General features: G+C 73.1%; 28 protein-coding genes, 5 tRNA genes and 1 pseudogene. 24 read left to right on the top strand and 10 right to left on the bottom strand.

All coding sequences use genetic code 11. From position 1 onward, the window contains the following. Positions 1-90: 90 nt before the first annotated feature. The 5 genes from ABR737_RS00175 to ABR737_RS00155 form a co-directional block, all read right to left on the bottom strand. Complete coding sequence (locus tag ABR737_RS00175) at positions 91-489, bottom strand: hypothetical protein (protein ID WP_350248064.1); 399 nt, start codon at positions 487-489, stop codon at positions 91-93. A gap of 11 nt (positions 490-500) precedes the next feature. Then, entirely contained in the window at positions 501-860 is a 360-nt protein-coding gene (locus ABR737_RS00170) for a beta barrel domain-containing protein (protein ID WP_350248062.1), read from the bottom strand. Positions 861-908: 48 nt separating this feature from the next. Then, positions 909-1070: a hypothetical protein gene (locus tag ABR737_RS00165; protein ID WP_350248060.1), complete on the bottom strand. Its 162-nt coding sequence runs from the start codon at positions 1068-1070 to the stop codon at positions 909-911. Between the two features lie 254 nt (positions 1071-1324). Continuing rightward, entirely contained in the window at positions 1325-1597 is a 273-nt protein-coding gene (locus ABR737_RS00160; protein ID WP_350248058.1) for a hypothetical protein, read from the bottom strand. A 353-nt stretch (positions 1598-1950) separates the two neighbouring features. Then, positions 1951-2535, bottom strand: a complete 585-nt coding sequence (locus ABR737_RS00155; protein WP_350248056.1) for a hypothetical protein — start codon at positions 2533-2535, stop codon at positions 1951-1953. Between the two features lie 178 nt (positions 2536-2713). Between ABR737_RS00155 and ABR737_RS00150 the strand changes: the two genes are divergently transcribed. The 4 genes from ABR737_RS00150 to ABR737_RS00130 all read left to right on the top strand — a co-directional run bounded on the left by ABR737_RS00150 (position 2714) and on the right by ABR737_RS00130 (position 5545). Beyond that, complete coding sequence (locus ABR737_RS00150; RefSeq protein WP_502964268.1) at positions 2714-2821, top strand: NAD(P)-binding protein; 108 nt, start codon at positions 2714-2716, stop codon at positions 2819-2821. Positions 2822-3266: 445 nt separating this feature from the next. Then, positions 3267-3941, top strand: coding sequence for a hypothetical protein (locus ABR737_RS43845; RefSeq protein ID WP_502964267.1), 675 nt, complete (start codon positions 3267-3269; stop codon positions 3939-3941). A 145-nt stretch (positions 3942-4086) separates the two neighbouring features. Continuing rightward, on the top strand, positions 4087-4302 hold the full coding sequence (locus ABR737_RS00135; protein WP_350248053.1) for a hypothetical protein: 216 nt from the start codon (positions 4087-4089) through the stop codon (positions 4300-4302). A 778-nt stretch (positions 4303-5080) separates the two neighbouring features. Continuing rightward, positions 5081-5545 carry a hypothetical protein gene (locus ABR737_RS00130; RefSeq protein WP_350248052.1) on the top strand — a complete coding sequence of 155 codons (465 nt, stop codon included), beginning with the start codon at positions 5081-5083 and terminating at the stop codon, positions 5543-5545. Here ABR737_RS00130 and ABR737_RS00125 read toward each other — a convergent pair. Then, positions 5520-5729, bottom strand: a complete 210-nt coding sequence (locus ABR737_RS00125; RefSeq protein WP_350248051.1) for a hypothetical protein — start codon at positions 5727-5729, stop codon at positions 5520-5522. The two genes, ABR737_RS00130 and ABR737_RS00125, sit on opposite strands and share 26 nt — an antisense overlap. A gap of 173 nt (positions 5730-5902) precedes the next feature. Here ABR737_RS00125 and ABR737_RS00120 point away from each other — a divergent pair, with 173 nt between their 5' ends. The 3 genes and pseudogenes from ABR737_RS00120 to ABR737_RS00110 all read left to right on the top strand — a co-directional run. Next, on the top strand, positions 5903-6838 hold the full coding sequence (locus ABR737_RS00120) for a hypothetical protein (protein ID WP_350248049.1): 936 nt from the start codon (positions 5903-5905) through the stop codon (positions 6836-6838). A 340-nt stretch (positions 6839-7178) separates the two neighbouring features. Then, positions 7179-7664 (top strand): hypothetical protein, encoded by a 486-nt coding sequence (locus ABR737_RS00115; RefSeq protein ID WP_350248048.1) that lies wholly within the window; start codon positions 7179-7181, stop codon positions 7662-7664. 282 nt (positions 7665-7946) lie between these two features. Next, positions 7947-8054 (top strand): annotated as a pseudogene (locus ABR737_RS00110) (IS481 family transposase); the annotation flags it as partial. Here ABR737_RS00110 and ABR737_RS00105 read toward each other — a convergent pair. Next, on the bottom strand, positions 8051-8314 hold the full coding sequence (locus tag ABR737_RS00105; protein ID WP_350248047.1) for a hypothetical protein: 264 nt from the start codon (positions 8312-8314) through the stop codon (positions 8051-8053). The pseudogene ABR737_RS00110 and the gene ABR737_RS00105 sit on opposite strands and share 4 nt — an antisense overlap. A gap of 147 nt (positions 8315-8461) precedes the next feature. Then, complete coding sequence (locus tag ABR737_RS00100; RefSeq protein WP_350248045.1) at positions 8462-8692, bottom strand: hypothetical protein; 231 nt, start codon at positions 8690-8692, stop codon at positions 8462-8464. 661 nt (positions 8693-9353) lie between these two features. Here ABR737_RS00100 and ABR737_RS00095 point away from each other — a divergent pair. The 11 genes from ABR737_RS00095 to ABR737_RS00045 all read left to right on the top strand — a co-directional run bounded on the left by ABR737_RS00095 (position 9354) and on the right by ABR737_RS00045 (position 15746). Then, positions 9354-9422, top strand: a tRNA-OTHER gene (locus ABR737_RS00095). Between the two features lie 165 nt (positions 9423-9587). Further along, positions 9588-9662, top strand: a tRNA-Glu gene (locus tag ABR737_RS00090). A gap of 26 nt (positions 9663-9688) precedes the next feature. Then, positions 9689-9760 (top strand) — tRNA-Arg (locus ABR737_RS00085). 891 nt (positions 9761-10651) lie between these two features. Next, complete coding sequence (locus tag ABR737_RS00080; RefSeq protein WP_350248044.1) at positions 10652-11161, top strand: hypothetical protein; 510 nt, start codon at positions 10652-10654, stop codon at positions 11159-11161. Between the two features lie 346 nt (positions 11162-11507). Further along, a tRNA-His gene (locus ABR737_RS00075) sits at positions 11508-11582 on the top strand. A gap of 363 nt (positions 11583-11945) precedes the next feature. Then, positions 11946-12020: transfer RNA gene (locus ABR737_RS00070), tRNA-OTHER, on the top strand. 203 nt (positions 12021-12223) lie between these two features. Further along, a complete protein-coding gene (locus ABR737_RS00065) occupies positions 12224-12685 on the top strand; it encodes a hypothetical protein (RefSeq protein ID WP_350248043.1) in 462 nt (153 codons plus the stop codon). 15 nt (positions 12686-12700) lie between these two features. Next, positions 12701-13114, top strand: coding sequence for a hypothetical protein (locus tag ABR737_RS00060; protein ID WP_350248042.1), 414 nt, complete (start codon positions 12701-12703; stop codon positions 13112-13114). Positions 13115-13364: 250 nt separating this feature from the next. Continuing rightward, positions 13365-13751, top strand: a complete 387-nt coding sequence (locus ABR737_RS00055) for a hypothetical protein (RefSeq protein WP_350248040.1) — start codon at positions 13365-13367, stop codon at positions 13749-13751. Positions 13752-14704: 953 nt separating this feature from the next. Then, the gene (locus ABR737_RS00050) at positions 14705-15184 is read left to right on the top strand and encodes a hypothetical protein (RefSeq protein ID WP_350248039.1); all 480 of its coding nucleotides are present in this window, start codon (positions 14705-14707) and stop codon (positions 15182-15184) included. A gap of 385 nt (positions 15185-15569) precedes the next feature. After that, positions 15570-15746 carry a hypothetical protein gene (locus ABR737_RS00045; RefSeq protein ID WP_350248037.1) on the top strand — a complete coding sequence of 59 codons (177 nt, stop codon included), beginning with the start codon at positions 15570-15572 and terminating at the stop codon, positions 15744-15746. A gap of 1583 nt (positions 15747-17329) precedes the next feature. On the opposite strand, the gene ABR737_RS00040 is transcribed toward ABR737_RS00045, so the two are convergent. Both ABR737_RS00040 and ABR737_RS00035 read right to left on the bottom strand, forming a co-directional pair. Continuing rightward, positions 17330-17515, bottom strand: coding sequence for a hypothetical protein (locus tag ABR737_RS00040; RefSeq protein WP_350248036.1), 186 nt, complete (start codon positions 17513-17515; stop codon positions 17330-17332). Positions 17516-17654: 139 nt separating this feature from the next. After that, on the bottom strand, positions 17655-18191 hold the full coding sequence (locus ABR737_RS00035) for a hypothetical protein (RefSeq protein WP_350248034.1): 537 nt from the start codon (positions 18189-18191) through the stop codon (positions 17655-17657). A 124-nt stretch (positions 18192-18315) separates the two neighbouring features. Between ABR737_RS00035 and ABR737_RS00030 the strand changes: the two genes are divergently transcribed. From ABR737_RS00030 to ABR737_RS00005, 6 genes are all read left to right on the top strand, one after another. Further along, entirely contained in the window at positions 18316-18783 is a 468-nt protein-coding gene (locus ABR737_RS00030; RefSeq protein ID WP_350248032.1) for a hypothetical protein, read from the top strand. Beyond that, positions 18707-19021, top strand: a complete 315-nt coding sequence (locus ABR737_RS00025) for a hypothetical protein (protein ID WP_350248030.1) — start codon at positions 18707-18709, stop codon at positions 19019-19021. The genes ABR737_RS00030 and ABR737_RS00025 overlap by 77 nt, the downstream gene beginning before the upstream one ends. An 835-nt stretch (positions 19022-19856) precedes the next feature. Continuing rightward, complete coding sequence (locus tag ABR737_RS00020; protein ID WP_350248029.1) at positions 19857-20747, top strand: hypothetical protein; 891 nt, start codon at positions 19857-19859, stop codon at positions 20745-20747. Between the two features lie 453 nt (positions 20748-21200). After that, entirely contained in the window at positions 21201-21677 is a 477-nt protein-coding gene (locus tag ABR737_RS00015) for a hypothetical protein (protein ID WP_350248027.1), read from the top strand. Positions 21678-21766: 89 nt separating this feature from the next. Further along, positions 21767-22594 (top strand): hypothetical protein, encoded by an 828-nt coding sequence (locus ABR737_RS00010; RefSeq protein ID WP_350248025.1) that lies wholly within the window; start codon positions 21767-21769, stop codon positions 22592-22594. 68 nt (positions 22595-22662) lie between these two features. After that, complete coding sequence (locus tag ABR737_RS00005; protein WP_350248023.1) at positions 22663-22992, top strand: methyltransferase domain-containing protein; 330 nt, start codon at positions 22663-22665, stop codon at positions 22990-22992. The last annotated feature ends 189 nt before the right edge of the window (positions 22993-23181 follow it).

Genomic DNA, 23181 nt, shown 5'->3' with positions numbered 1-23181 from the left:
CCTCCATAAGTCCAGGGGGCGGGCAGATGTTGCGGATCGCTGACGGGATGTCCCTACTGCTGCTTGTGTGGTCGGTGGGTGGTCCAGGCTTCAGGAAGGGTCAGGTCGGCCCGTCGTGACGGTGGTACCGGATTGGCCGTGTGTGTCGCCGTCGTCGTAGATCGGGTCGGTGGGCGTATCGGTGGCCGTGGCGTTCGGGTCAGGCCCGTAGGTCGCCCCGTCGTCGTAGATGCCGCTCATGTCGTGCCCTTGCTTCTCGGCGGGTCGGGTGGGGGTGATGCGCTCGTACAGGGCCCAGTCTCCGTCGGTCCACTGAAGGACGCGGATGGTGGTGACGGGGCCTTCGCCGTTCTCTGTGCGCTGCCGTTCGGCGATGACGTGGTCGTAGGCGGCTTGGCTGCTGCGGAAGTCGCGGTCGGAGTCGTGGATGGGGCCATCGGAGCTGAAAAGGCGGACTCGCCACGGGTTGCGGGGGCGTCGAATCGACACTGTCGGGCTCCTCACTGCTCGGTGGTGGCGGCGTCAAGGATGGCCTTGAGCTTGCCCGTGGACATCGTGGAACGCACCTCGCGCCGGATCTCGATACCGGCAGCGAGAAGGCTCGTGAACAGTGAAGACCGCTGACGTAGTTCGTCGTACTGCTCCTGGGTGTATAGCTGGGCCTTGGTGCCGCGCTGGCCGTCTTCCGTGCCTGTCTTGCGGTCGAACCTCTCTCGAGTCTCCCGACCATCAATAGCCACGTAGAGGTACTTGGTACCTACGCGGGAAACGGTGACGGGCTGGTCACCGCGGAATCGGTTGTAGGAGACCAGGATCAGTTCGTCCTCGGCCTTCACGTCGTCAAGTCCTGTGGTTGGCATGGTTTGTGTCCTCACTGTTCGGGTCGGCGTCCTCACCTGCTCGTCAGTTCAGGCGGCGGGTGGCTTGTCGGTCGCGTGGCGCTCCGAGATGTCCGTGATGTCGAAGCTGAACGGCACGTCCTCGGCCGCCTCGTACAGCTCGTCACGGATTCGGTCGGGGGTGATGTCGTCGTTCGCCTCGATGCGCATCGTCAGCGTGTACGTCGCCATGGTCAGTTCTCCTCGTCGTGCGGGTCTTGTTGGTGCGGCGGTTCCGGGGACTGTCCGAGTTTCTCAAGGACTTGGTAGAGCCGGGACGGGGCACGGTGGCTGCGATGGCGCTGGCTTGCCGGTCGGCGTTGGGTTGCTTTGCCGGCGGCCGGCCTTGTAGCGCACGTCGTGCCCTTCGGGAGTGAAGTCGAGGGTGATCGCTGCCGGTTGCAGCTGGCCCACGCGCCCGGCGGAGGGCCGGGCGCCGGGGGTGGTCAGCGTTCGGTGGGGATGCCGGCCGAGTTGCAGTAGGCAGCGATGAGCGTCTGACCGACGGCGATCACGGATTCCTTGGGGGTGGCGCCGCCCGCGGTGTGGCGGTTGTAAGCGGCGCGGATGCGGCCGAGCACGTCGTCGGTGGTCAGTCGCGTGCCGACGGCTTCCAGGCCGTGACCGGGGTGGGCGCCTGCGGCGATCGTCTTGGTGGCCATGGCGGCGATGACGGCAACGGCGTCCTCGGTGGTGCGGATGCGGATCGTGGTGCTCACGGCGGTCTCCTTCTCCGGTCGGGCCCGCGCCCTCCCTGACATCACATAATTTACTCCTAAATGTGCTTACTTGTCAAATCTAAAGCGTCAATCACCGTGAAGGTGGCGAAGGTACCGCTGGCGGCCAGGGAGCCCGCCCCGGCCGCGCCGCGCGACGCCATGCGGTGATCGGTTGCGGGACGGGTGGAGGCTTCAGCCGCCTGCACCCGGCGACCGGGATCAGCGCGTGCTACCAAGGGGAGCCTGGTGCGGACGGCCAGAGAAGGCCGAGGCCCGCCCGGGTGGTGGGGCCTTGCGCGAGTGCGCACGATCTGTGTGGTGACCGCGGCTGCGGTCAGCGCCGGCGAGGCGGCTCAGCCCGGCGTCGTGGTGTCCCCATCGGTTGACTGGCCCTCGTCGGGAGGCTGTTCGCATTTTTTGGTCACGGGTCGGGAGGATCCAGTGTCGAGATACGCGTCGCTGATCCACTCGTCGGGACCGATGCGATCCCACAGGGCGGTGGGTGGGCCATTGGCGGGCTGAACCACACCAGCCCACGCCTGACAGATGATCTTGATCTGGGTCGGGTGGTGGTAGGGGTCGAGCGTGTACAGGAAGTGCCCGTTGACGGACGGGGTGCTGCGCACGATCGCGGGCCCGTCGCGCCGATCGAGAACGTGGGCGCGCACGTCCTGTGCGGGTATGAGCTGCGGGCCGATGTTTCGCTTTCCCTGGTCGAGGCCCGGCTCGGCGGGAGACGGCGGTGAGGTAGAGGTGCACGAGTTGACGGAGAACACGGCGGAGCAGCCGATCTTCACCCGCGGACCCTGCGTGTGCTCTCCGCCATTAAGGGTGGAGAGGCCCCACCCGCCCCCACTGAGGAGGACAATGACCGCGGCAGAAAGTCCCATGCTCTTGCGGCGCTGGTGGGGGCCTTGGGAAACCGGTGCGTTCGACATGGCGGTGGCCTCCTTGGCCTTGTGGTGAGGTTCGTCGCCCGGCGGGTGCCGGGACCCGGGGTGGAGCTGGCCGGACGCTAAGCGGAGCTCTGTGGCCGGTCAAGCAGTCGTACCGGCCGGCACGGAGGATTCAGCCGCATGCACCTGGCGACCGGGATCACCGCGTGCGACCAGGGGTATGCCGGAACGGACGTCGTATGACGCGGTCATCGTCGGCTACGGGCACACCGGACTGGTGGCCGCCGCCTATCTCGCACGCGCCGGGCGCAGCGTGCTGGTGCTGTAGCGGCTGGACCACACCGGTGGCGCGGCCGTGTCGACCCGGGTCTTCACCTAGGCTCACGCCCGATTGCGCTGACCCGCCCCACTGCTCCTACCTCGTCAGCCTGCTCGCCGCCGAAGACCGTACGGACCTCGGTTGTTTGGTCCGCGTACGCACACATCGCCTCCGATCCCCCGCTGTCCGGAGCGGGCCGGGCGCCGCCGAATAGTTGTCGAGCACCCTCTTCCTTCTCGTTGATGAGGGCACGTGTAGTAGGACCAGTTGTTCCAGCCCATCGGGGGGCTGGGGGCCACTTTCGGGTAAGCTGGAAGTAGTCGACGGTGACGGTCTACTTTCTGGCCAGCCGAGGCTGGGCCAGTCGGGCTGCGCGGTCTACGACAGCACCGACAGCACCGTCTCCTCCTACATCCCAGTCGTACGCGCCGGCCGCCGCGCCGGCCCCTGGGCGGTGGTCGAGGAGACTTTCACCGACGATCTGGTGCGCGGTGTGGTCCTCACCGACGCCCTCATCGGCACGTTAGCCACCGCCCACGCCCCGTCCCTGCGTCAGAGCCGCTGCATCCTCTACCACGTCATCGGCGGCGGTACTGGCGACTGGGATGTCCCCCTCGGCGGTATGGGGCCTTACCGGCGTGCTGGCCGACGTCGCCCGCCGGGCCGGTGCGGAGATCGTCACCGGCGGTCGGTGACCGCCTGCGCCACCGACAGCCGCACCGCCGAGGTCGTCTGTGATCGCGGCATGCCGACCTTGCCTACGCCCGCCGCCTGCGGCCCGAGCACCTGCCCGGCGCGGAGCGCCCGGGCCTCCACCGGCACCGCCTGCGCGCTCCTGGCCGTCGGCGGCCAGGCCGGCGCTTTCACCCAGCTCCGTCTCGTCGAGCTCGCCGGGCCCTGCAGGGGCCGCCGCCCTTGCGTACGAGCCCTCACCGCCCGGGTGGCCGAGTGCCGGCCCGGCCTGCCGGGCTGGCCGCCTACGCCCGCCGCACCTCCGCCGAGCTCCTTCGAGGCGTACGAAGCCGTCCGAGACTGTCCGATGCCGTCCTTCGTCGTCCGGTCCTGCGCCACGTCCGGCTCGGTGGTCGGCGCGCTGCAGACGGCTGATCGCTGCGCCGGGCCCCTGTGAATGGCGGGTGTGTGGGAAGCGGCCCGGGCCGGCTGGTGGCGGCTCTACGGTGCACCGGTGAGCCACGAGACGCCGCCGGCGGGGGCGAACTGCCCGAGGTCGATGAGGTCTTGGCCGCGGTGCTGACCGCGCAGGCGGGCCGGGGGTGCGTGCGCTGGGCCTGCTGGACGATGCGCGCCGGATTCTGGCCGGCGCTGGGCTGGAGCGGCCGGCCGAGGTCGCGGAGTCGTGTCTGCGCGGTGCCGCCGATGCTCTGCTGGGCTTGCCGGGCGCTCTGGTCGCGGTGGGGTTGAAGTCCGCGGCGTGGGCCTGCTTCACGCGGTGGACGCTCTCCCGACCCGCCCGCCGTGCACGCCGGTGAGCGCGCGGGCCCGGTCGGCGCCGCGCAGGGGCCGGGCGCCGCCAGGGTTGCGCCGCCCGCCGCGCTCGCGGAGGCCACCGTCCCTGATCCGCCCGCCGATGGCCCCGTGATCGACGACCCCGTCGCCAGGCCGGCCGCCGCCGGCCCCGCTCCGGCCGCCGGGCTCCCCCAACCCGCTGCCGTGCCTCCAGAGTCCGCCGACCGCCCGCGCCCGCGGCCCCGTCCGCTGGCGGCACCGCACCGGACGCCGGGCGGGCAGGGCAAGGTGGCGTGGGAGCGGATGCGGGAGGCGGCCGAGGTGTTGCGCGGGCAGTTGGTGCGCCCGGGCGGTTACCACCGGGCCCGGGCGGCGGGGATCGCCGAGCGGCTGATGGGCGTGGCGCTCGGCAGCGCGCAGGAGCGGGCCTTGGACGTGTGGGGCGACGTGTACGGGCAGACCGGGAACCTTGCACGGTGCCGGAGCCGACCCGGTCCGGGCCGCGTCGCTGTACAGGGAAGTGCTGGCGGCGGCGCGGGAGTTGTTGGTGCCGATGCCCGGCCGCGCGCCGGTTCGGCCTGGACGAGGAGCCGCTGCCGCCGACCGCGCACGCGGCCTTGGATGCCGCCGGCAGGTGGTGGCGCGCCGTCCTCGCAGCCGGACCGCCGGCTGGCGCGCTCGCCGGGGCGGATTCGCACCTGCACGGCCGCTGCGCCGCCGATGCCCCTCCCCTTGGGTTGACACGTGCCGTCAACCCCCCTGTAGGGTTGACGCCACACGTCAACCCCTTTTGGAGTCGCTGTGCCTGATGATCACGACGCCCTGCGCGATCAGATCTTCGCCGAGACCAAGACCCTGGTGGACAACCTGGAGCTGCTGCTCGGTCCCGAATTCCTCGAGCAGGCGATGCAACTTCGCTGGCAGCTGGAGAACGCCGCGCGCATCTCATCGCTCATCTTGCATAGCGATGACGACAACGAGGCCGCTGGCAAGGCGACCGAGCTGGTGTGCGCGCTGTTCCCGGGCGAGACCCCCATCCCTGACAGCTGGTGGTCGACTCCGCTCGGTCGGGCGTGCGCGATGACGGCAGGCCACCCCACCGCCGAGCACGTCTCGTACAGCGTCGCCGGCGCCATGCTCGGCGGCATCACCCGGCAGCGGATCAGCACCCTCGCGGATGAAGGCAAGCTCGACCGACATCCCGACGGCGGCGTCACCGTCGTCTCGGTCCAGCAGCGGCTCAGGAACCAGACCCCGCCGCGCTGAGCACCGCCCCGCCCCGGAGTTGCGCGACCGGATCGGCCGGGAGGTGGCTGGCCGTCTGCCCGGCCACGAGGTGGCGGGTGTGCTGCGGGAGTTGGTGGCGATCGCCCACCCCGCGGGCGCCGGTGGTGAGCCGTTCGTATGGGCCCGCGCTGCGGTGTGGCGTGACGCGGAGGTTCGTCGGCATGCCCGGGCCCTGCTCGGGCTGCGGCGGCGCTGCCCGCGGGCGAGCGCCCCGCCCAGGCGAAACAGCTGCGCCGGGCCCTGGTCGAAGCCGGCGAGGTGGACCTCGCCCGGACGCCGACGACGGCTGGCTGACCGGCCGGGCCCGGGCGCCGCCGGGTCGGGAATGATCGGGGGATGACCGATGACCTCCCCGCCGGCCCGGCACCCGAACCAGCAACATTCCGCGGCCGGGACGAGCTTCGCGCACTGGCGGCTCCGCGCCGGCTCAGCGTGGACGAGCACATGTTCACCGCCCCCGGGCTGCCGGGGACGTTCCGGCTGCAGCTGTTCACCGCTCCAGGGGCGCGCCCGGTCGCCGTGGAGACCCAGATCGCCGGGGCGGAGGGCATGAGGCTGATGAACGGGGTGGAGAGGTTCGCGGGCGCGGTGTGGGAGCGGCACTGCCCCGACCAGGACCAGCCGCCGGTGTGGGTGGAGCGGCAGCTGTGGCCGGAGGGGGCAGCCCAGGAGACCCGGTTCCGGCGCGTGGTGTTCGCCGAGGCCGACCGCTACCGGCCGCGGGGTCCGCGGTGGTCGGTGATCACCCACGAGCTGCTTGAGGACCTGGTCGGCGCTCCGGTCGCGAGGGACCGTGGCGCCGGCTACGTGCCACGCACCGCCGAGGTGGAACCGGAGTTGGTGTTCGAGCGGTTCGCGGTGGCCCGTCTCGCCCGGCCGCATCCGTTCCGCGAGCCGGCCTGCATGCCGGCCGGGGTGCCCTGGTGGCGGCGCTGGACGCGCCAGATGCTGCCGCGCCGCGGGGCCCGTACCTGCTGCTGGTACCACGGCGGCGACTGGCACACGGTCAACGCGATGGCGCTCCAGGTCCTCGAGCGGGCCCGGGCGCAGTCCGTGGACCCCGACGGCATGGAGGAGTTCGCCGCGGCTCACGCGGCCGCGGCCGGATCCACCCGGTGGCAGACCGAGGCGCTGGCCACCCTGTTCAACACCGTGGACGCGATCCAGCCCGCCAGCGAGACCGGCTACATCAACGGCCAGCACCGGGCCCAGGCCATGCTGGAGGCAGGCGTACGCCGTACCGTCGTCCTGCACCACCCCTACGAGACGTAGCCCCCGCACCGCCCGGCTTCCACTCGCACCGCCGCTCGTCGGCGCGGAACAGCCGCACCTGAAGCCTTGCCGCAGGCCCGCCGTGCACAATGGGGCGCGAACACGCTTCGATCGAGAGTGCTTGAATTCAAGCGCTCTCGATCGAAGTGTGTTCGATTGTGTAGCCAGGTGGCTCGCCCCGCGGTGCGTAGCGGGGCGGGCCCGCGGGGGCCGCGTCCGGACTGTTGAGGGTCCCCAGCTGACCGGTCCCACCGAGTGAACGGGCCGCGTGGTTCAGCTCGCCGGTTCCGAGACGCCGCGATGCTGGTTGACGATGACGTCGGAGATGGGGTGAGCCGTTGTGAACGAGCGGGCCGAACGGTTGCAGGGGGCGTTGTCCCTGCTCGGTATCGACTTTTTCGAAGATCCCGAACGCTCTCCTGCTGTGACCGAGCTGGAGATGGCTAACGCCCTGGTCGGTGCGGCCGAGGCGCTTGTGCTTGGTGTGGAGATCGACGTCATGGACGATGATGTCGCCACGCGTGCGGAGGCGGTGGCGGACCAGGTGCTGGAGGAGTTGCTCCCCGAGCAGATTTCGCCGCTGCTGGTCCACCAGTTCAAGGCTGAGCGCCTGGAGCATTCGTTGACACGAGTCGTCGGTGAGGAGGCGGATCCGGATGACCCGGTCCTCGCTGCTGCTCGCGATGCAGCGGTGCTGGCCACGCTGCTGGTCAGCTATCGACTGTCCGCGGAGCGGCTCGACGAGGAGCTGCCGGAGGATCTTCTTCACCTCGCGGTGGCTGCGCTGGGGTCCTGCGCGCAGCGTGTGCGTGGCCTGACCGGGTAGCAACTCGCACACGCGCCGCACGGTGGTGTCCCCGCTGACTTGCGAGAGCCATCCGCGAGGCCGGCGCGAACCGCCGCGCCGCGCGCTGGCCGCCGCCCGCTCCGGACTGGTCCTGGCGTCCGGCCGCTCTCCGCCGCCTAGTTGCGACGTTGCGACCTGTAGCTCGGCCCTGGCGCCCGCTCCGGGCCGAGGTCGTGTCCGCCGGCCCGTCCGCTGCCGCCTCGGGGTCTGTCGTACCGGCCGTACGCCACAGGCGCTGTATCTGCTGCAGGTGGCGCGGCCGCCTTCCCCGACTGGCTGGACTGGTACAACTACCACCGACCCCACACCGGCATCAGCGGACAAACACCAGCCAGCCGCGTCACCAACCTCCCCGGTCAGCACATCTAGAGCTTGTGCTGGATGCGGTAGTTGCCGACGACCGCGATTGCGGCGTCGCGCTTGGCGCCCTGCTCCGTTTTCCCGGTCTGGATGGACGCGTTGTAAGCCTTGGCTGCGCGGACGATGGCGGGGAGGTTGTCCGTGAATCGTGCCTTGACGGCTTCGAGGTCGTGGCCGGGGATGCCTTGGTCGGCGATGTTGTAGATGGCCGCAGTCAGGATTTCCCCGACGGCGGAGGCAGGGGCGAGGCTCTCGATGTTAGTCATCATGCTTGGCGTCCTTCCAGGGTGTGAGGTTGTCGAAGCGGACGGTTGGGGCGACCGGGCCCCGCTGCTGCGCCTTGGGGCCGTGCGGCTGCGGGGCAAGGTGCGGCGGGTGGTAACGCTCGGCCTGGGGCGGTGCTGGTGTGGGGCGGTTTAGATCTCGTTGATGGTGACGCGTGCCCGGGCGTCGGTCACGGCCTCGATGGCGCCCCAGGAGTAGCGCACGAGGATCTCGCCCGGGTGCCACTCTCCGGTGTTGTCGTCTCCCCACGGTTCAACGGCGATGCCCATGTAGGTGACGGGCAGGTTGTTGTCCACCTTGAGCTGGTGGCCTTCGGCGATCGGCTCGCCGGTGCGGGTGGTGACGCGGAACTGCGGGTTCATCGAGATCTCCTTGATGGATGCTTCGCGGCGGTGGTGCGGGGGATTCCCCTGCACCGCTTAATAAGTAATTTAGCCAATAGCTGCGAATGTGTCAACTCTCTCTTTGTGGCGCCTCGCGGCCGGAGCCCGGGGTGCTTCCTATGGGTTTGCCTGTGGCCGCAGGCGGGCGCGGCCCACCCGCCGGTCGCGCCGGCCCGCTTGGTGCACTGATGCGGGCTCGATAACGCGCGCGGCGCGTGGTGAGGGGCGCTGGCGGTCATGCCTGCGCCCGCCCGCCGCTGGGCTGCCCCGGCGTCTGCTCGTCGTGTGCCGCCCGGTGTCTTCCCGGTCAGTCCGGTCCCCGCCGCCCTCCATCGATGTGGCGCTTAAGATTTGACTTCAAGCCTTGATGTGAGTAGAGTTGTGTATGTCAACGGGGGCGATCGATCCCGTTGGCGCCTGACGGGAGGGATCGGCCGGTCTGTGCCGTCAGGCAGGCTCGCAGCTGTGGAGCTGGCCCGGGGGGTACCCGGGCTGGGGGTTCGACTCCCTCCGGGTCGCGAAGTGTTGGTGTGTGCCCCTCCAGAGGCGCAGTCCCCGTTGAGAGGGCACGCACCGGCACGTTGTTCGGGCCTGGCTGATTGATCCCCGGTCAGGTTGAAGGGGGGAGGACGCTCCCTCTGGGACGGTAGCTCAATGGTCAGAGCAGCCCTGCGGGGCTGGATACGGGTTCGAGTCCCGTCCGTTCACGACGTGCTAGCGGGAAGGTGATGCTTCCCGGAACCGGGCCTGCTGGCACGCTTCGCCTGCGGCTCCTGGGGAGGAGCCAACGGCGGACCTGCCTCGGGTAGGGGAAGGTGATGGGCAAGCCCTTCGCGGGCCCTACCTGATCCGGTCCCCGACCGAGGCAGGACATGCCCTCGTGGAGTAGTCCGGCTCATCTCACCCCGTTCTCAGCGGGGAGACCGCGAGTTCGAATCCGCCGAGGGTACGCATTACCGCGCAACGCGCGTGCTGGCTCCTGTCGTTCAACGGAGAGGACACCGGACTACGGATCCGGAGATCGAGGTTCGAATCCTCGTAGGAGCACACCACGGCCCCGGGTACGCCCCGGGGCCGTTCGCATGCCTGCGCCCGGCACCGCCGAGAACCTGCCCACGCCTGCTGGCTGACGCGGACTTCCTAGGCGACCCGCGGCGGCCCACCCCGCCCTCGACGCCGGCGGCCGGCGCCGGCCGCGGCGCCCCGTCTGCTGGAGCTGATTGCCGCCCGCCCCGGCCCGTGTTGTTCGCAGATCTGGTCTGACTGAGCAGGGACGAAGTGCTGGAGCTGCACGAACACCTCCGCGGTATTGCCGCCCTGACAGCCAAGCTCAGGGGCGCTGGGTCTCCTGACCTCATGAAACGGTCCGGCAGCGCCCTCTTCCCTTGGCCGGGATGGCGCTGCCGGACCCCTCCTCCACCCATCGACCGGCGCGGCGCGGCCGCGCGGAAGGGGCTTCGGCATGCCTCCCACATGGAGAGGGGCGCTGCCCACGGTAGCGCCCCCATGCGATGTGACGCGTGGGATTCACTCGCACGGCACAGGGCCGCGGCGGAGGCGGCTCGACGAGGGTGTGCGCCGCCATGCCCGCGGCGGCCTGCTTGGTGTGCTGCTCCATGCCCGGCAACGCCGCGGTGACCGTGCGGTGTTGCTCCCCGCCCGGCTGCTGCCGTCTGAGAGCTCCGGTCCCAGGGCCTCCCGCCGGCCGCTCGGCCCGTGCCGTTGCCGACCTGCCGGCGATGTGGTCCGAGTGCCCCGCGCTCGCGGTGCGCGGTTGACGCCGGCCCGTGTTGACGCCGTTGGCTGGCCGGGTGTTGCGGGGGAGCGGGCAACACCCTGCTTCCGCCCTCTGGCTGGCGGGTGTTCGTCACCCCGGCCGCTGGGCGGGCCGGGCGGTGATACTGCGGTGAGGCGACCCCGACCGGTACGGAGGAACAGGTGGGTCAGGACGAGTTGCGGCATCCGGCGCTGACCGGCGCGCCCTGGCCGGTGATCGGCGTACGGGTACGCCGCGGAGACTGCGGCCCGCGGGCGGCGTCGTGGCGGCCGGCTCCGCGCACGGTGCTGGAGGATGTCCTGCTGCCCTGTACGTGGCCGGAGTTGGAGCGTCTCGCTGAGATCGCCACCGGCCGCAGCCGGGCCCGGGTGTACGTGCAGGACTTCGGCGCCGCCGAGCCGGAGCGGCGCCTGGTGCTGTGCCTGCGAGGCGCTGCCGGGGCCGTACGGGTCGAAGGCCCCCTGGCTCCCGTCGCCGAGCTCCTGGCAGCCCGGGCCCGCGCCGCTGTGCTGCGCGTCGCCGCGGTGCACCGCGAGGCCGGCCGCGTCGAGGATGCGCAGGTGTGGCGGGGGCGGGCCCGCGGGATCCTGAAGGACGGCCGGGCCGCTCGCCGCGGCCGGAGCGTGCGGGCCGCCTCGGCCGGACTGCCCACCCTCGGCCGGCACCCCTGAGCCGGCCGCCGTACGCTGCTGACCTGGTGGCGGCGGGACCAGCCCGGCCGCCGGGGAAGACACAGACGTCGCAGGGTCGAGCAGGGTCGGGGGCTGACCGGGTCATGCCGCGCCGGAGCCGGGCCACCTCGTGCGACTCCACCCGCAACGCCCCCGCCGCCACCCTGCCGCCCGTCAGTCGGCCCCGCCCGCGGCGTTGTCGAACCGCGAGGCGCAGAGTCCGCCCCGATGACAATTAAGATTTGACGTGAGGCGCGGTTGTGGGATATTCTTTTGAATGTCGGAAGGGGGCGATCGACCCCTTCCTTCGTCAGACGGTGGGGAGCGGCCGATTCGCTTCCGTCTGGCAGGTCCGTAGCTCAGCCCGGTAGAGCGTCTCCCGTGTGGGGGAAGGCAGGGGTTCAAATCCCCTCGGATCGCGATGTGTTGGTGTGCGCCCCTCCAGAGGCGACGTCCCCGTTGAGAGGGCGCGTACCAGCACACAGAGCGAACCTGCCCGGTTGATCCCCGGTGCGGGTTGAAGGAGGGAAAGCGCGCCCTCTGGGACTCGTGGTGTCAGCAGCACGCCCCCGTGTGGGGGAAGAGCGGGAGCAGTACCCGCAGAGTTCACGACGTGTCAGCGGGAAGGTGATGCTTCCCCCGGCGGATCCGGTCCGCTGGCACGCGTCGCCGAAGGCTCCCGGGGAGGAGCCGACGGCGGCCCCGCCCCGGCCGGGGAAGGTGACGAGCAAGCCCGTTCGCGGGCCCCATCTGATCCGGTCCCCGGCCGACGGCGGGAAACCACGCCCTTGTGGAGTAGTCCGGCTAATCTCGCCCCCTCTCAAGGGGGAGACCGCGGGTTCGAATCCCGCCGAGGGTACGCACCAACGCGCACCACACGCGCGCTCGCTTGGCACTCCGGCCTCGACAGCGCGAACGCGCCGCCTCGCAGGAACACTCAACTCACCGCTTCCCCACGAGTGGTGGCCCGGCCCCGTCGGGACGGATAGGCGACCCGCGCGGCCCCACACCGCGTACCGAGCAGATGCTCCGCGTAGACACCACACCAGAAGGGGGCGACGTGTGAAGACCATCCACGCCGCTGAGCTGCCAACGTGGGGCGCAGCCTGGCGGACGACACTCACCCTCGGCGAGGCCGCCGACCTCATCGGATTCGACTTGTACGGGGACGACGACCTCGGCGCCGAACTGACCCGGGCGAGAGTGCCGATCGACGAGATCGGCCTCCTTTACGCGCGGGAGGAGCTGGAAGCCAACGATGCCGAAGACCGGTTTACGCCCCTGGAAGCTGGGCTCGACGCCGGCGGGCACGAAGTGCCGCCGGTGGTGGTCCTGCCCGGTGAGGGCCTGCGCGACGGCGCACACCGGACCGCCCTTGCCGTAGAGCGGGGATGGACCCACGTAACCGCCTACGTTCCTGTCTCCCGCGTGAGTAATGGGGACGGGGGAGGTGGCCTGACGGCCAAGACATCGTTTCCGGCCCCGCCAGCGGTACCCGCCGGGCGGCCGACCGCCTCGTCATAGACAAGGAAGCAGCACATGCAGCAACCGACCGACCAGCCTTCCGTACTCGCCCAGTTCACGCCTTCGCTGCGTGTGGAGCGGTTCGACGAGGTGGTGCAGTACGACGACGCGATGACGGCGAAGCTGCCGCAGCGTACGTACGAGCGGCTATGGCAGGGGCAGTGCGGTCCGGACTTCACCGTCGAGGACGGCGAGACCGTCCGACCCGTCAGGCTGCGCGTCCGCTGGTTCCAGAACGGCGACGCCACGCCCCGATGGAACAGCATCGAGGTGACCGGCCATGTGGTCCTGCCCGACGAGGGCCTCGGTCGCCTGCCCGTCCGGGAGATCTGGACGCACCACCACGCCAGTCGGGGACAGGTCCCCGACTGGTTCCTCCAGTTTGTGAGCGCCAACCCCCCGGCACCGCGTACCACCACGGCCGGCTGACATACAGCGGGGACCGCTCGCGGCCGCACCGGGGCCGCCTACGCCTACGCGAGAGAGCGCCGGGATGAGGCCCGTCGCTCCGGCGACCCGGCGGTGCCCGCCACAGCGGCCCGCACGGCCACGACCCCGCTGCGCCGCACCGGCCGAACGGCCGAGGTCGCCGCCCGCCGGCGTCGCCGCCCGCCGGCGTCGCCGCCTTCGCCCGCCGACATCCTGCCTCCCGCACGTTTCCCTCACCCCTTGGAGGACCATGCCTCACGTTGGATGGCTGCTGGACACGCTCGCCGAATGGGACCCCGATGCCGACCCGCACGACGAGGGGCCGGAGTTCGACTGGCACGACATTGATGGTCTCCTCAGCATGGCCCACAACGCGGGCGTCGTCTGGGCGCAGCCGCTGGCCATCTGGCCGTTGAACGCGCACGAGGCCCTGATCACACTCGATCTGCCCGACTGCGGGCCGCGCCTCTGTTCGCTGGTCGAGGAAGTCGCCTTCTACCTGCCCTCGCTGCCCAAGCGCACGGTGGCCGACGCCGTCTGGCACGCCCTCACCGCTGTCCGCGATACCGGAGCGAACCTGGTCGCCGAACTGGAACGCGCCTGCTCCTCATCGCAGGCGCCGTCCAGCACGTACTGACGAGCCCGGCCCCGGCACGCTCGCCCCGGGCCGGCGCCCGCCGTACCGGGGAGCCTGAGCCTGAGCCGGGCCCGGGTCTACGTGCGCGACCTCGCCGAGCACGAGCCGGACGGCCGGCTCGTGCTGTGCCTGCGGGGCGCCCTGGGCGCGATCCAGGTGCAGGGCCCCCTGGCGCCCGTGGCCGACGTCCTGGCCGCCCGGACCCGCGCCGCCATGCTGCGCGTCGCCGCGCTGCACCGTGAGGCCGGCCGCCCCGAGGAGGCGCAGGCGTGGCGCGCGCGGGCCCGCCAACTCCTCAAGGACGGCCGTGCCGCCCGCCGCGGCCGAAGCGTGCGGGCCACCTCGGCCTGCCCACTCTCGGCGGGCGCCCCTGAACCCGCCCGCGCAGCACCGCGTCGTCTTCGGCCGGTCGCCCCGGCCCATCCCGCGTCCGCCCCGGGCCGCGTTCCCGCGGCCTCCACTCTGCCGTCGCCCGCCCGTAACAGCCACTGCTCGCCCGCGCTCCGGGAGCCGGCGCCTCCAGCCCGCGCTGCGCCGTCGCCCGCCACGGCCGGTCCCGGCGCCGGCCTCGCCCGGTACTACGCCGTCCGCGGCCAGGAGCCGCGGGCGGCACGCGGGCGCCGGCCGTGGAGCGGGACGGCGGGCCCGCGCGGACGAGGCCGAGGAAACGGGACCGGGTGGCGCTGGCCACGCCGCGCGGGTGTGGGTGCTCGCTTCCCAGCTGGCGGTCAAGAACGCCGCCCTGGAGGAGGCGGGCGCGTTCGCGGCTCGGGCCGCAGCGGCGGCCGCCCGGTCGGGCGACCCGGTGTTCCTCGCGGCCGCGGCACGGGCAGCCGCCACGCCGCTGCGCCGTACTGGGCCGCGCCGGCCAGGCCCTGCAGCTCCTGGCGCAGGCCCACGACCAGCTGGACGCCGTCCGCCGGCCGGGCCTGGCCGTGCTGGACGTGTCGGGGATGGTGGCCCTGTCCGCCGCCTACACCGCCGCGCAGGCCCGTATGCCGTCCATGGCGGGGGAGTTCGCCGACCGGGCCGAGCAGAGCACGGCGCGCCTCACCCACGCCGTGGCCGGGGCCCGGGTGCCCGCGGGCGAGCTGTCGCCGGCGCAGTGCGTCTTGTACCGGGTCGGGATCCACCGGGAGCTCGGCGACGTCGACAAGGCCCTCGCGTACGCGGTGCGCCTGGATCCCGCCGTACTGCCCACGCCGGAGCGCCGGGCCCGCGCGGCCACCGACACGGCCCGCGCGCTCCTGGCCGCCGGTGACGTGCCGGCCGCGTTCGACCAGCTGCAGCGGGTGGAACGGGCCGCGCCGCAGGAGGCACGCCGTCCCTCGGTACGCGCGCTGACCGCCGACGTCGCCGCCCGCCGGCCGGACCTGCCCGGCGTGAGGGCCTTCGCCCGCCGCACCGCCCCACCCCTACGCCTGACCACCTGATCGCCCCGGGCCGTCCCCGCCCGTCGTGACCCGCCCGCGGCGCCGGCCCCGCGGCACCCGGCCCCCGCCGGCGTCCAGAAGTGTCCATTTCCGTCCAGCCGCATCCAGAACGGGCCCACAGAACCTCGTCGGGCCTGCTCGGTGTCACCCCGTGGTGCTCCCCTGGTGACCTGTGCTTTTCGACGTCGGCGGGCGTGACAGGCGCCGTACGGCCGGAGGCCGGCACCCGAGACACCCTGGACGGACGGCCGGCGCCCAGCCGGGCTGCTGCGCCCGCAGCCCGCGGTGCGCCCGGAAGGTGTTGCGAGCCCGAATCCTCCTTCGCCGTTGCGCCTGTGGGCCTGGGGGAAGGCGGGCTGGGTGGTCGCCCGCAGGTCCCGGCTCGATGCGGACAATCCTGTGCAGTGGGAGGCCGAAGCACTCGATCCGGCCGGGCTGCAGCCTGGTCGCCGTCGCCCCGTACGTCGGCAACGCGGTCTTCGCCGCTCGCCTCGCCGAGGAGTCGGGCGCTCGGGCCCGGTGCGCCGGTCAGGGGGTGCTGTGCGTCTCCAGTACCTCGTAGCGGCGGTTGTGGTGCTGGATCTCGGCGAGGCGGATCGCCCAGCCCTTCTCTGCGTCGTAGCCGGCCGCGGTGAGTTCCGCGCCCAGGTGCCCGGCGGCCAGGTAGGGGTTGTTGAAGGGCCGGGACGTCCATGTGCCTGCGTCCAGGCCGGTGACCTTGGCCTGGTAGCGGTTGTCGTTGTCCGTGATGGCTCCTCGTCCGGTGTGGGGTTCGCGGGGGGGTCAGAAGAACTTCGTGGTGTCCGGCTTCTGGTTCCGTCGCTGGGCGTGGTCGATGAGGATGGTGTTGGCGGTCGGGGTCCACCAGAAGTTGCGGTCGAGTTCGTCGGTGCCGTCCGGTGCGGTGAGCGTGCCCCCGGGTCAGGCCCCGTTCGATGTTCTCGTTGGTGACGCCGAGGGCGGTGGCGAGGTGGTTGGTGTAGACGCGCCGGTTCCTGGTGGCGGGGTCGGTGGTGGGGGCGGCGGGGAGCCAGCGCCCGCGTCCCTTGGCGCGGAGCTCTTCGACGATGCGCCCGTCGGCGTCGAGGTAGCCCAGTGCCTTGCCCAGGGCGAGGACGACGTCGACCGGGAAGCGCGGCCGGGTACTGGCCGCCAGGGCCGGGTCCAGGGGGGTGCCGAGGGCCTCGGCCACGGCGTGCAGCGCGGGCTTGGTGGCGGGCGGCTTGCCGTTCATCGCGCTCTGGCGCGGCGGCTTGTGCCACCGGTACACGGTGCTGCGTGAGGAGAGCCCGAACGCCCGGCCGATGTCGGTCAGGCTCAGGGGCTCCTGGCGGCGGGCCAGGTCGATGTCCGGCTGGTCGGGTGTGCTCATGCTCAATGCCATCCTGTCTCTTATAGCAATCACGGCCGAGGGTATGACGGCGGTCCGGCGCGGAGCCGGGTGCCCGGGGCCCCGGCGGGAGGCGTCACTTCGGTGTGCCGCCTGCGGGGCGCGGGGCCGGAGACGATGAGGCGTCCGTCCTGGGCGGGGTGGTCCCGCACGGTGAAGCGCTGCTCCAGGTGCTCGCGGACGGCGTCGAGCCTGGAGCGAGCCGTCCGAGCCCCATGCGGCGTGGCTCTCCAGGTAGTCGACGATCACGCCGTGCGTGTGCGAGGTGCGGACCTGGGCGCCTTCGGACCAGCGCTGGCCCGAGCGGCGGCCGGTGGCCGTCCGGCTCAGGTCGAAGACCTTGCCGAGGTGGTACCGGACGCTGGAGTAGGAGGCGGTGGCCATGGTCGGGTCCTTCTTCCTGGGTGATGGCGGGCGGGTCCTCGTACGGGCGTTCAGGGCGTCTCGTAGGGCTCCTCGACGAACGCGGCGGCTTGAGCTGGGCCCATTCGCCCCGGTCGCTGTGGGCGTCCGGCTCGGCGGCGGCGCAGAACAGCGCCCGCTTGACGCACTCCGCGCGCAGTCCGTCGTACCCCCAGCGGGCCACGGCCTCGGCGCGGATCTGCTGCACCTCGTACGGCGTGACGAGGGCGCCGGTGTCGTGCATCGACAGGTACAGGGCCATGGCCGCGAAGCTCAGGTCGCATGAGGGTTCTCCTTGAGGACGGGGTGCGGGTGCGGGTGCTGGGGGCCCGGCGGTGTCGCCGGGCCGGGGGCTACGAGTCGCGCTCCGCGTTCCGCTCGCAGTTCCCCCCGCAGACCCAGACGTCGGGCCAGTCCTTCTCGCCCAGCGCCTCTCCGGTCGGGTGCGGGATGCGCTCGACGGCCGTGCCCTCGCAGCCGTAGTACCCGAGGTCGCACGGGGGGAGGGGTGCCGTTGAGGATGCCGTCGAGGATCTCAAGGTCGTTCGTCATGCGCCGCTCCTTACGTCCGCGTGCCTTCCGGCCCGCCCTGTTGTCTATTAAGACTGTACATCCAGTGCGGCGCGAGTGCAAGTCTTAATAGACAGAGGGGCGAGAGCGGCCCGAGTCCGCCCGCCCTCAGGGCCCAGGGGTCAGGGGGCGGTCAGGGCGTAGGTATGGGTGTGCAGGGTGCTGCCGATCGCGTACCGGGCGTGGAGGCGGCCGTGGGCGCGGTCGAAGGTGATCCGGGCGCGGCTGTGCCGCGCCGCCGTACCCGCAGGGACGTGCGGACGTCGGCGGGACGCAGGCCCGGCACCGGGGTGCTGCGCCTGCCCGGGTTGCTCCCGAGGAAGGCCCCGGTGCGGTCGAGCGAGTGCCGGTAGAGCGTCGCGCCGGTGGCGGGGCGGACGTCGAGCAGCGCAGGGCCTGCGGCGTATCCAGCACGTGGCCGGGCAGCGCCGTGTAGGCGTCAGGCCCGGCGGGGGCGAAGACGGCGTGCGGGTCGATGCCGAGCAGCGCGCGCACCGCCTCGTCGTCGCGCTCGGGCAGGTCACTGCCGAGGGCGGCCCAGGAGCGGGGCCGGCGCAGTCCCCGGTGCCAGGTCGTGCCGTCGGCGGTGCGGACGGTGTCGCGGTCGGCGAAGCGCCAGACGGCCGGGCGGGTGCTGGGGTTCATGTCGTACTCCCGGGAGAGGCGGGCGAATCGCGTTGTCTATTAAGACTGTACATGGTCCATTGATTCATGTACAGTCTCAATAGACAATACGGCGGGGGAGACCCCCGAGTAGAGGAGGAAGACCATGGGCAACACCGTGATCAACTGGCAGACCGGCGCGACCTACGCGTGCCCCCGCTGCAACCACGACTCGGCGGCCGACCCCACCAGCTGGAAGGTGTTCACCTGCTGCAACTGCGGCACCCGCTTCGCGCGCTTCCCCCGCCTCCAGCGCTTCCTGCGCCACGTCGGCATCACCTGCGAGTTCTGCACCGAGCGCCACCCCGTCGTCGTCGACGGCAAGCCCTTCGGCTTCCTGCGCATGCGCCACAACGGCATCGGCCTCCACGCCCACCACCAGGTCGAGGTCTGGACGTACGACAGGGACGAGGAACCCCGCCACAAGGACGGCGTCCTCCACCGAGACCACCTGCCCCACCCGCACGGAAGCACTGGCCGCTCTCGCCCGCGAGCGCATGAACAGCGTGTACGACGGCGGCGAAGACGACTTCAGCCCCGTCCTCGCAGTCGTCGCCGACGAGGAATTCGATAAGTTCTACGCCGTCGGCCACCTCACCAAGGAGCAGCAGGACGGCCTCGCCGACGGGACTCTTGAGGTCTACGGGGTAGGCGTCATCCGCACCCACGACAGCGCCCCCAGCCGCCTGCGCGGCTCGTTCTACGCCGACACCGACACCTTCACCTGGGGCCTGATCGCGCCCTCCGGCCTGGAGGGCCTGTACACCAAGGACCTCCCGGAGCCCCTCGCCGCGCACACCCCCACGGTCTGACCCCCGCGCCCCTTCCGGCCGCCGGGAGCGCCGCACGCTCCCGGCGGCCGAAAAGGCCGCAACTCTCCCTCTCGACCCGCCGCTCACCGCCGGGCGTACGCCGTGGGCACCGCACACCGCCCGCCCCCGCCGTAATCCACCGTCTGTTCCTCCGACTCGACCCGGACCCGACCACCTCCGGCCCGCGCGAGCGCGACGCGGCCGGCCAAGGGGGTCCGCCGCCGCTGGGGTATTTCTACTTTGCATAGAACGAGGCGCCGTCCGGGTGCTGTTCGACGTGCTGAGCGTGGTGTGGCGCACCGGCGCTGACCTCACCTGCCCCGCTGGCGCCGTCCCGGCCGTCGGCTGTGCTGGCCGGGCCGGCTTGATGCCCGACGACGTCCTGACCTGCTCGCCGGCGCCGGTGCGCCCCGGCCGGACCGGGACGCGGCCGCCGCACGGCCGGGCCGCCGCCCGGGCCGTGCGGCCCGCCTGTACGCCGAGGTCCTCGACGCGGCGCGGGAGTTGCTGGTGCCGCTGCCCGGCCGCGCCGCGCGGGTCCTTGAACTGACCGCGCTGGAGCGCCCGGGCCCCGGTCACGTACGGGAGGTGGCCCGGTGGGCGGACCCGCGCGCGACCGCGTTCTTCTTCCGCTCCCGGCCGGCCGCGGCCTGGCTGCCCCTGCTCCAGGAGCACGCTCCGCATCTGCTGCGCCCCGACCCGGCGGCCGGCGGCCGATGGCCGGCCGCGGATTCTGGAACACCTGGCCGTCGCCGCCCCCGCCACGGCCGGCGCGTGGCTGGCCGAGCACGCCCTGACCGTTGCCGCCGGGGGCCCGGCCGCGCTGGTCGCGCTGGTGGACCTGGCCGCCGGTGATGCCGCGCTGATGGGGCCGGCGCTGGTGCGCACCGTCCTCGACGAGCACGCCGCCGCCGGCACCGGGGCCGGCACCGGGGTGGGGGAGGGGGCGGTCCTGGTCCGGAGCCAGGGTGCTGCGCCCCTGGCGGCCGAGTGGGCGTGCGCGGTGCCGCTCGCCGGCCGGGACCGCGACTGGATCCTGGTGGCCGAACGGCTCCTGCTGGCCGCGGTCGACGCCGAGCACGAAGCGGCCGGCCGGCTGCGGGCCGCGGAGGCCGGCGCCCGCGCGGCCGCGGCCCGGCCCGCAGCCGGCCGGCGCCCGCTCTTCAAGGACGGCGACCCGGCCCACTGGTCCGCCGCGGTGCGTGCGGACATTGCGCGGATGCCGCAGGACCTGGCCGGGCGCCTCCTCCAGGCGCTGGTCGCCGCCGCCCACCCGGGCGGGCCCGCCGCCGCACCACACCGGTCGGTGCGCATGATCCGCGCGGTGGCCGCCTCCCCTTTGGTGCGGGATGTGGAGCTCACCGCGCCGGCCGTCCGCCGAGACGTCTTCCACGAGGACCTGGACCGGATCTGCCCCGGCGCCCGGCATGTTCGGCGGGCCGATGCTGGCGCGTGCCGTCCTGGACCTGGCCAACGCGGACGCGGCCGCCGGCGTCGGCCTGGACGAGCGGACCGCGCAGTGGCACAAGGCCGCGGCCGCCGACAGGGTGGCTCGCCGACCGGATCTGGGCCGCGCACCTGGCCGCCGGCGTCCCCACCCGCTGCCTGCATGACGACCCGCATGACGACCTGCATGAGGCCCCGGCCGGCGCGCATGAGGCGCCGGCGGCCGCGCCCCGGCCGGAGCCGGAGGTGGTGCGGTGGCATGAGCTGGCGTACGGGCTGATGCCGCGCCTGCTGGCCGGCCCCCCGCACCCTGAGCCGGCCCGCCTCGCCGCCGCGGTGTGGCGCTCGTGCACCTCCCGGGCCACCGCCACCCTGGACGCCGCGGCCGCACCGCTGCTTGGCCCGCCGCCCGCCGGGGACGTCGCCGCGGTCTGGGGCGAGGACGTCGCGCCCGCGGCCTGGCTGCGGGTGTGCGGGACTGGTCCCCGGTCCTGCCCGCGCGCCTGCGCACCGCCTTCGCTGCTGGAGGGGATGCGCCGCCTCACCCCCGCCGGCCCGCCCGACCCGCGCACCGCCGCCCGCCCGCTGCCGGCCCCGGCCCCCACCGACCCCGACGGCACCGGCCTGCTGGAGGGAACTCGCCGCCGGCCAGGGCCCGCCGGCCGCCGCCCGAGCCCTGGCCACGGCCCGGGACGCCGGCGCGGAGGACCACGCCTACATCGTCAGCCGCCTGGTGGCCGCCGACCCGGCCGCCTGGACCGCAGACGTCCCCGCGGTCCTCGACGCACTCGAAGCACCTGTCCTGCGCGCCTTCTACCTCGTCGCCGTCCAGGAGGCCGCGGACCAAATCGGCGCCCTGCCGGGCGGCAACCTCGTCCACCTGCACACACCCGAGCCCGAGCCTGGGCCCGGGCCGGCGCCGGCCCAGTCGCTGGAACACTCCGCGCAGGCGGCCCTGTTCGGCCTGCTCGCCGCGGCGTGGACCCGCCCGGCCGGACCGACCGGCCTCGGAGCCCTGCTGCCCGCGGCCCTGGACCGCCTCCGTGCCCTGGCCGAGCCCCTGGCCCACCCGCAGCTCCCATCGCCGCGACCCGCCCGCGGACCGCCCGGCCCCCGCAAGCCGGCCCGGCTCCCGGCCGTCCGCCACCCCGGCCGCCGGCGCCGCAGAGCGCGGTCCGGGCGCTGGAGTGCCTCCTCAACTGCGCGCTGACCGCGGCGATCCGGCCCGGCGCGCCGCTGCCCGGCGACGTCTGGGACTTCCTCGGGGACATCCTCACCGCCGGCGCCACCGCCCCGGCCGTGGCCGCCCTCTTCGGCGCCCGGTTGATGCCCCTGCGCATCTGCGCCCCCGACTTCACCGCCCGCCACCACGCCGCGCTCACCACCCTGAACGGCGGCCCCACCCCGGCCGCCGCGTGGCTGGACACCGGCCGCGCCGACCCGCAGCTGCTCGCCTCGCTCGACCGCACCGCCGTGCTCCACTCGCTGCGCCCCGGCGCCGGCGGCCCGGCCGAGCGCCTGGCCCACGCCCTGACCGAGGACCCGCACCTCCTGGGCGACCCGGCCGACGTGCTGGCCCGGATCGCGGCCGGCCCCGGCGGCCCGGACGCCGCCTCCTGGCTTCTGCAGGTCATGGCCTGGCGCCTGCAACCGCACCGCGCAGACCTCTACTCCCGCACCTTCCGCTTCACCCGGCCCCCCGCACGGCCGGCCACCGCCGGCGAACTCACCGCGGTGACCACCGTGTGGCGGGCCGCCCTCACCGCCGACCTGCCGCCCGGCGCGCTCGCCGGCGCCGGCTACTTCGCCGACCTCGCCCTCGACGACCTAACTTGGCTCCCCCTGGCCCGCGCCGCCGCCGAACACGCCGCACCCCACGATCCGGCCACCGCCGCCTGGCGCGCCTGCGCACACCCCACCGACCGGGACGCACTCCTGCTCACCGCCGCCCTCGTCGCCCAACCCGCGGGCCTGTGGGAGGCCCGGGACGTCCTGCGCCCCGCCCGGGCCCTGCTCCAGGCCGCCCAGGCCGTACCCGACCACCCGCACACCGACGCCGTCACACGACTGCGCGAGGCCCTCATCGACGCGGGCGAAGTCGATGCCGCCCGGACGGCATCCGGCTGACTTCCGCGGCCGGCTCTGGTCGGCCGAACTGCCCGTATCGCCAGACGTGTTGATGTTCCGTGATGCGGGTGGCCGGCACCTGGGACGTGCGCTCCACCCTGGAGCTGACCGTCCCCGGCATCGAGCACCGCATGGAGGCGGCCAAGGACAGCTACCGCACCGCCTACATGCTGCACCCGGACGGCTCCTGGGCCCGGGCCACGGCCGCCGGTGCCCGGGATGTGCCCACCGTCCATCAGGGCGGCCCGCGCTGGCTGTGGGACGAGCTGGACAGCATCCGCACCTGGCTCGTCATCGACGGCGACCTGCCCATCGCGGGGGCAGCGGTACGCGTCGACCCGGACGGCGCCTGCCACTTCAGCCGCAGCGGCTGGTCGGCCACCATCAGCGCCCGGTAGCCGGCCAGACCCGTCCGCTCCTGCGCCCCGTCGGCCTGCCGCCGGTTCGCCGTCCGTTCGCGTCCGCCGCCCGCTGCGCCCGGCCGTCCCGCCGGTGACCGGCCGCCGTATTCCTGGCCCGAGTCCGGCTCACGCCGGCTGCCGGCCGGGCCCCGTCCCGGGCGCTGCGCCGCTGGCATCGGGCCGGGG

The organism is Streptomyces sp. Edi2, from assembly GCF_040253635.1.
Classification (GTDB): Bacteria; Actinomycetota; Actinomycetes; order Streptomycetales; family Streptomycetaceae; genus Streptomyces.
Note: the sequence above shows the minus strand (reverse complement) of the source record. Positions and strands in the feature narration are given on the sequence as shown.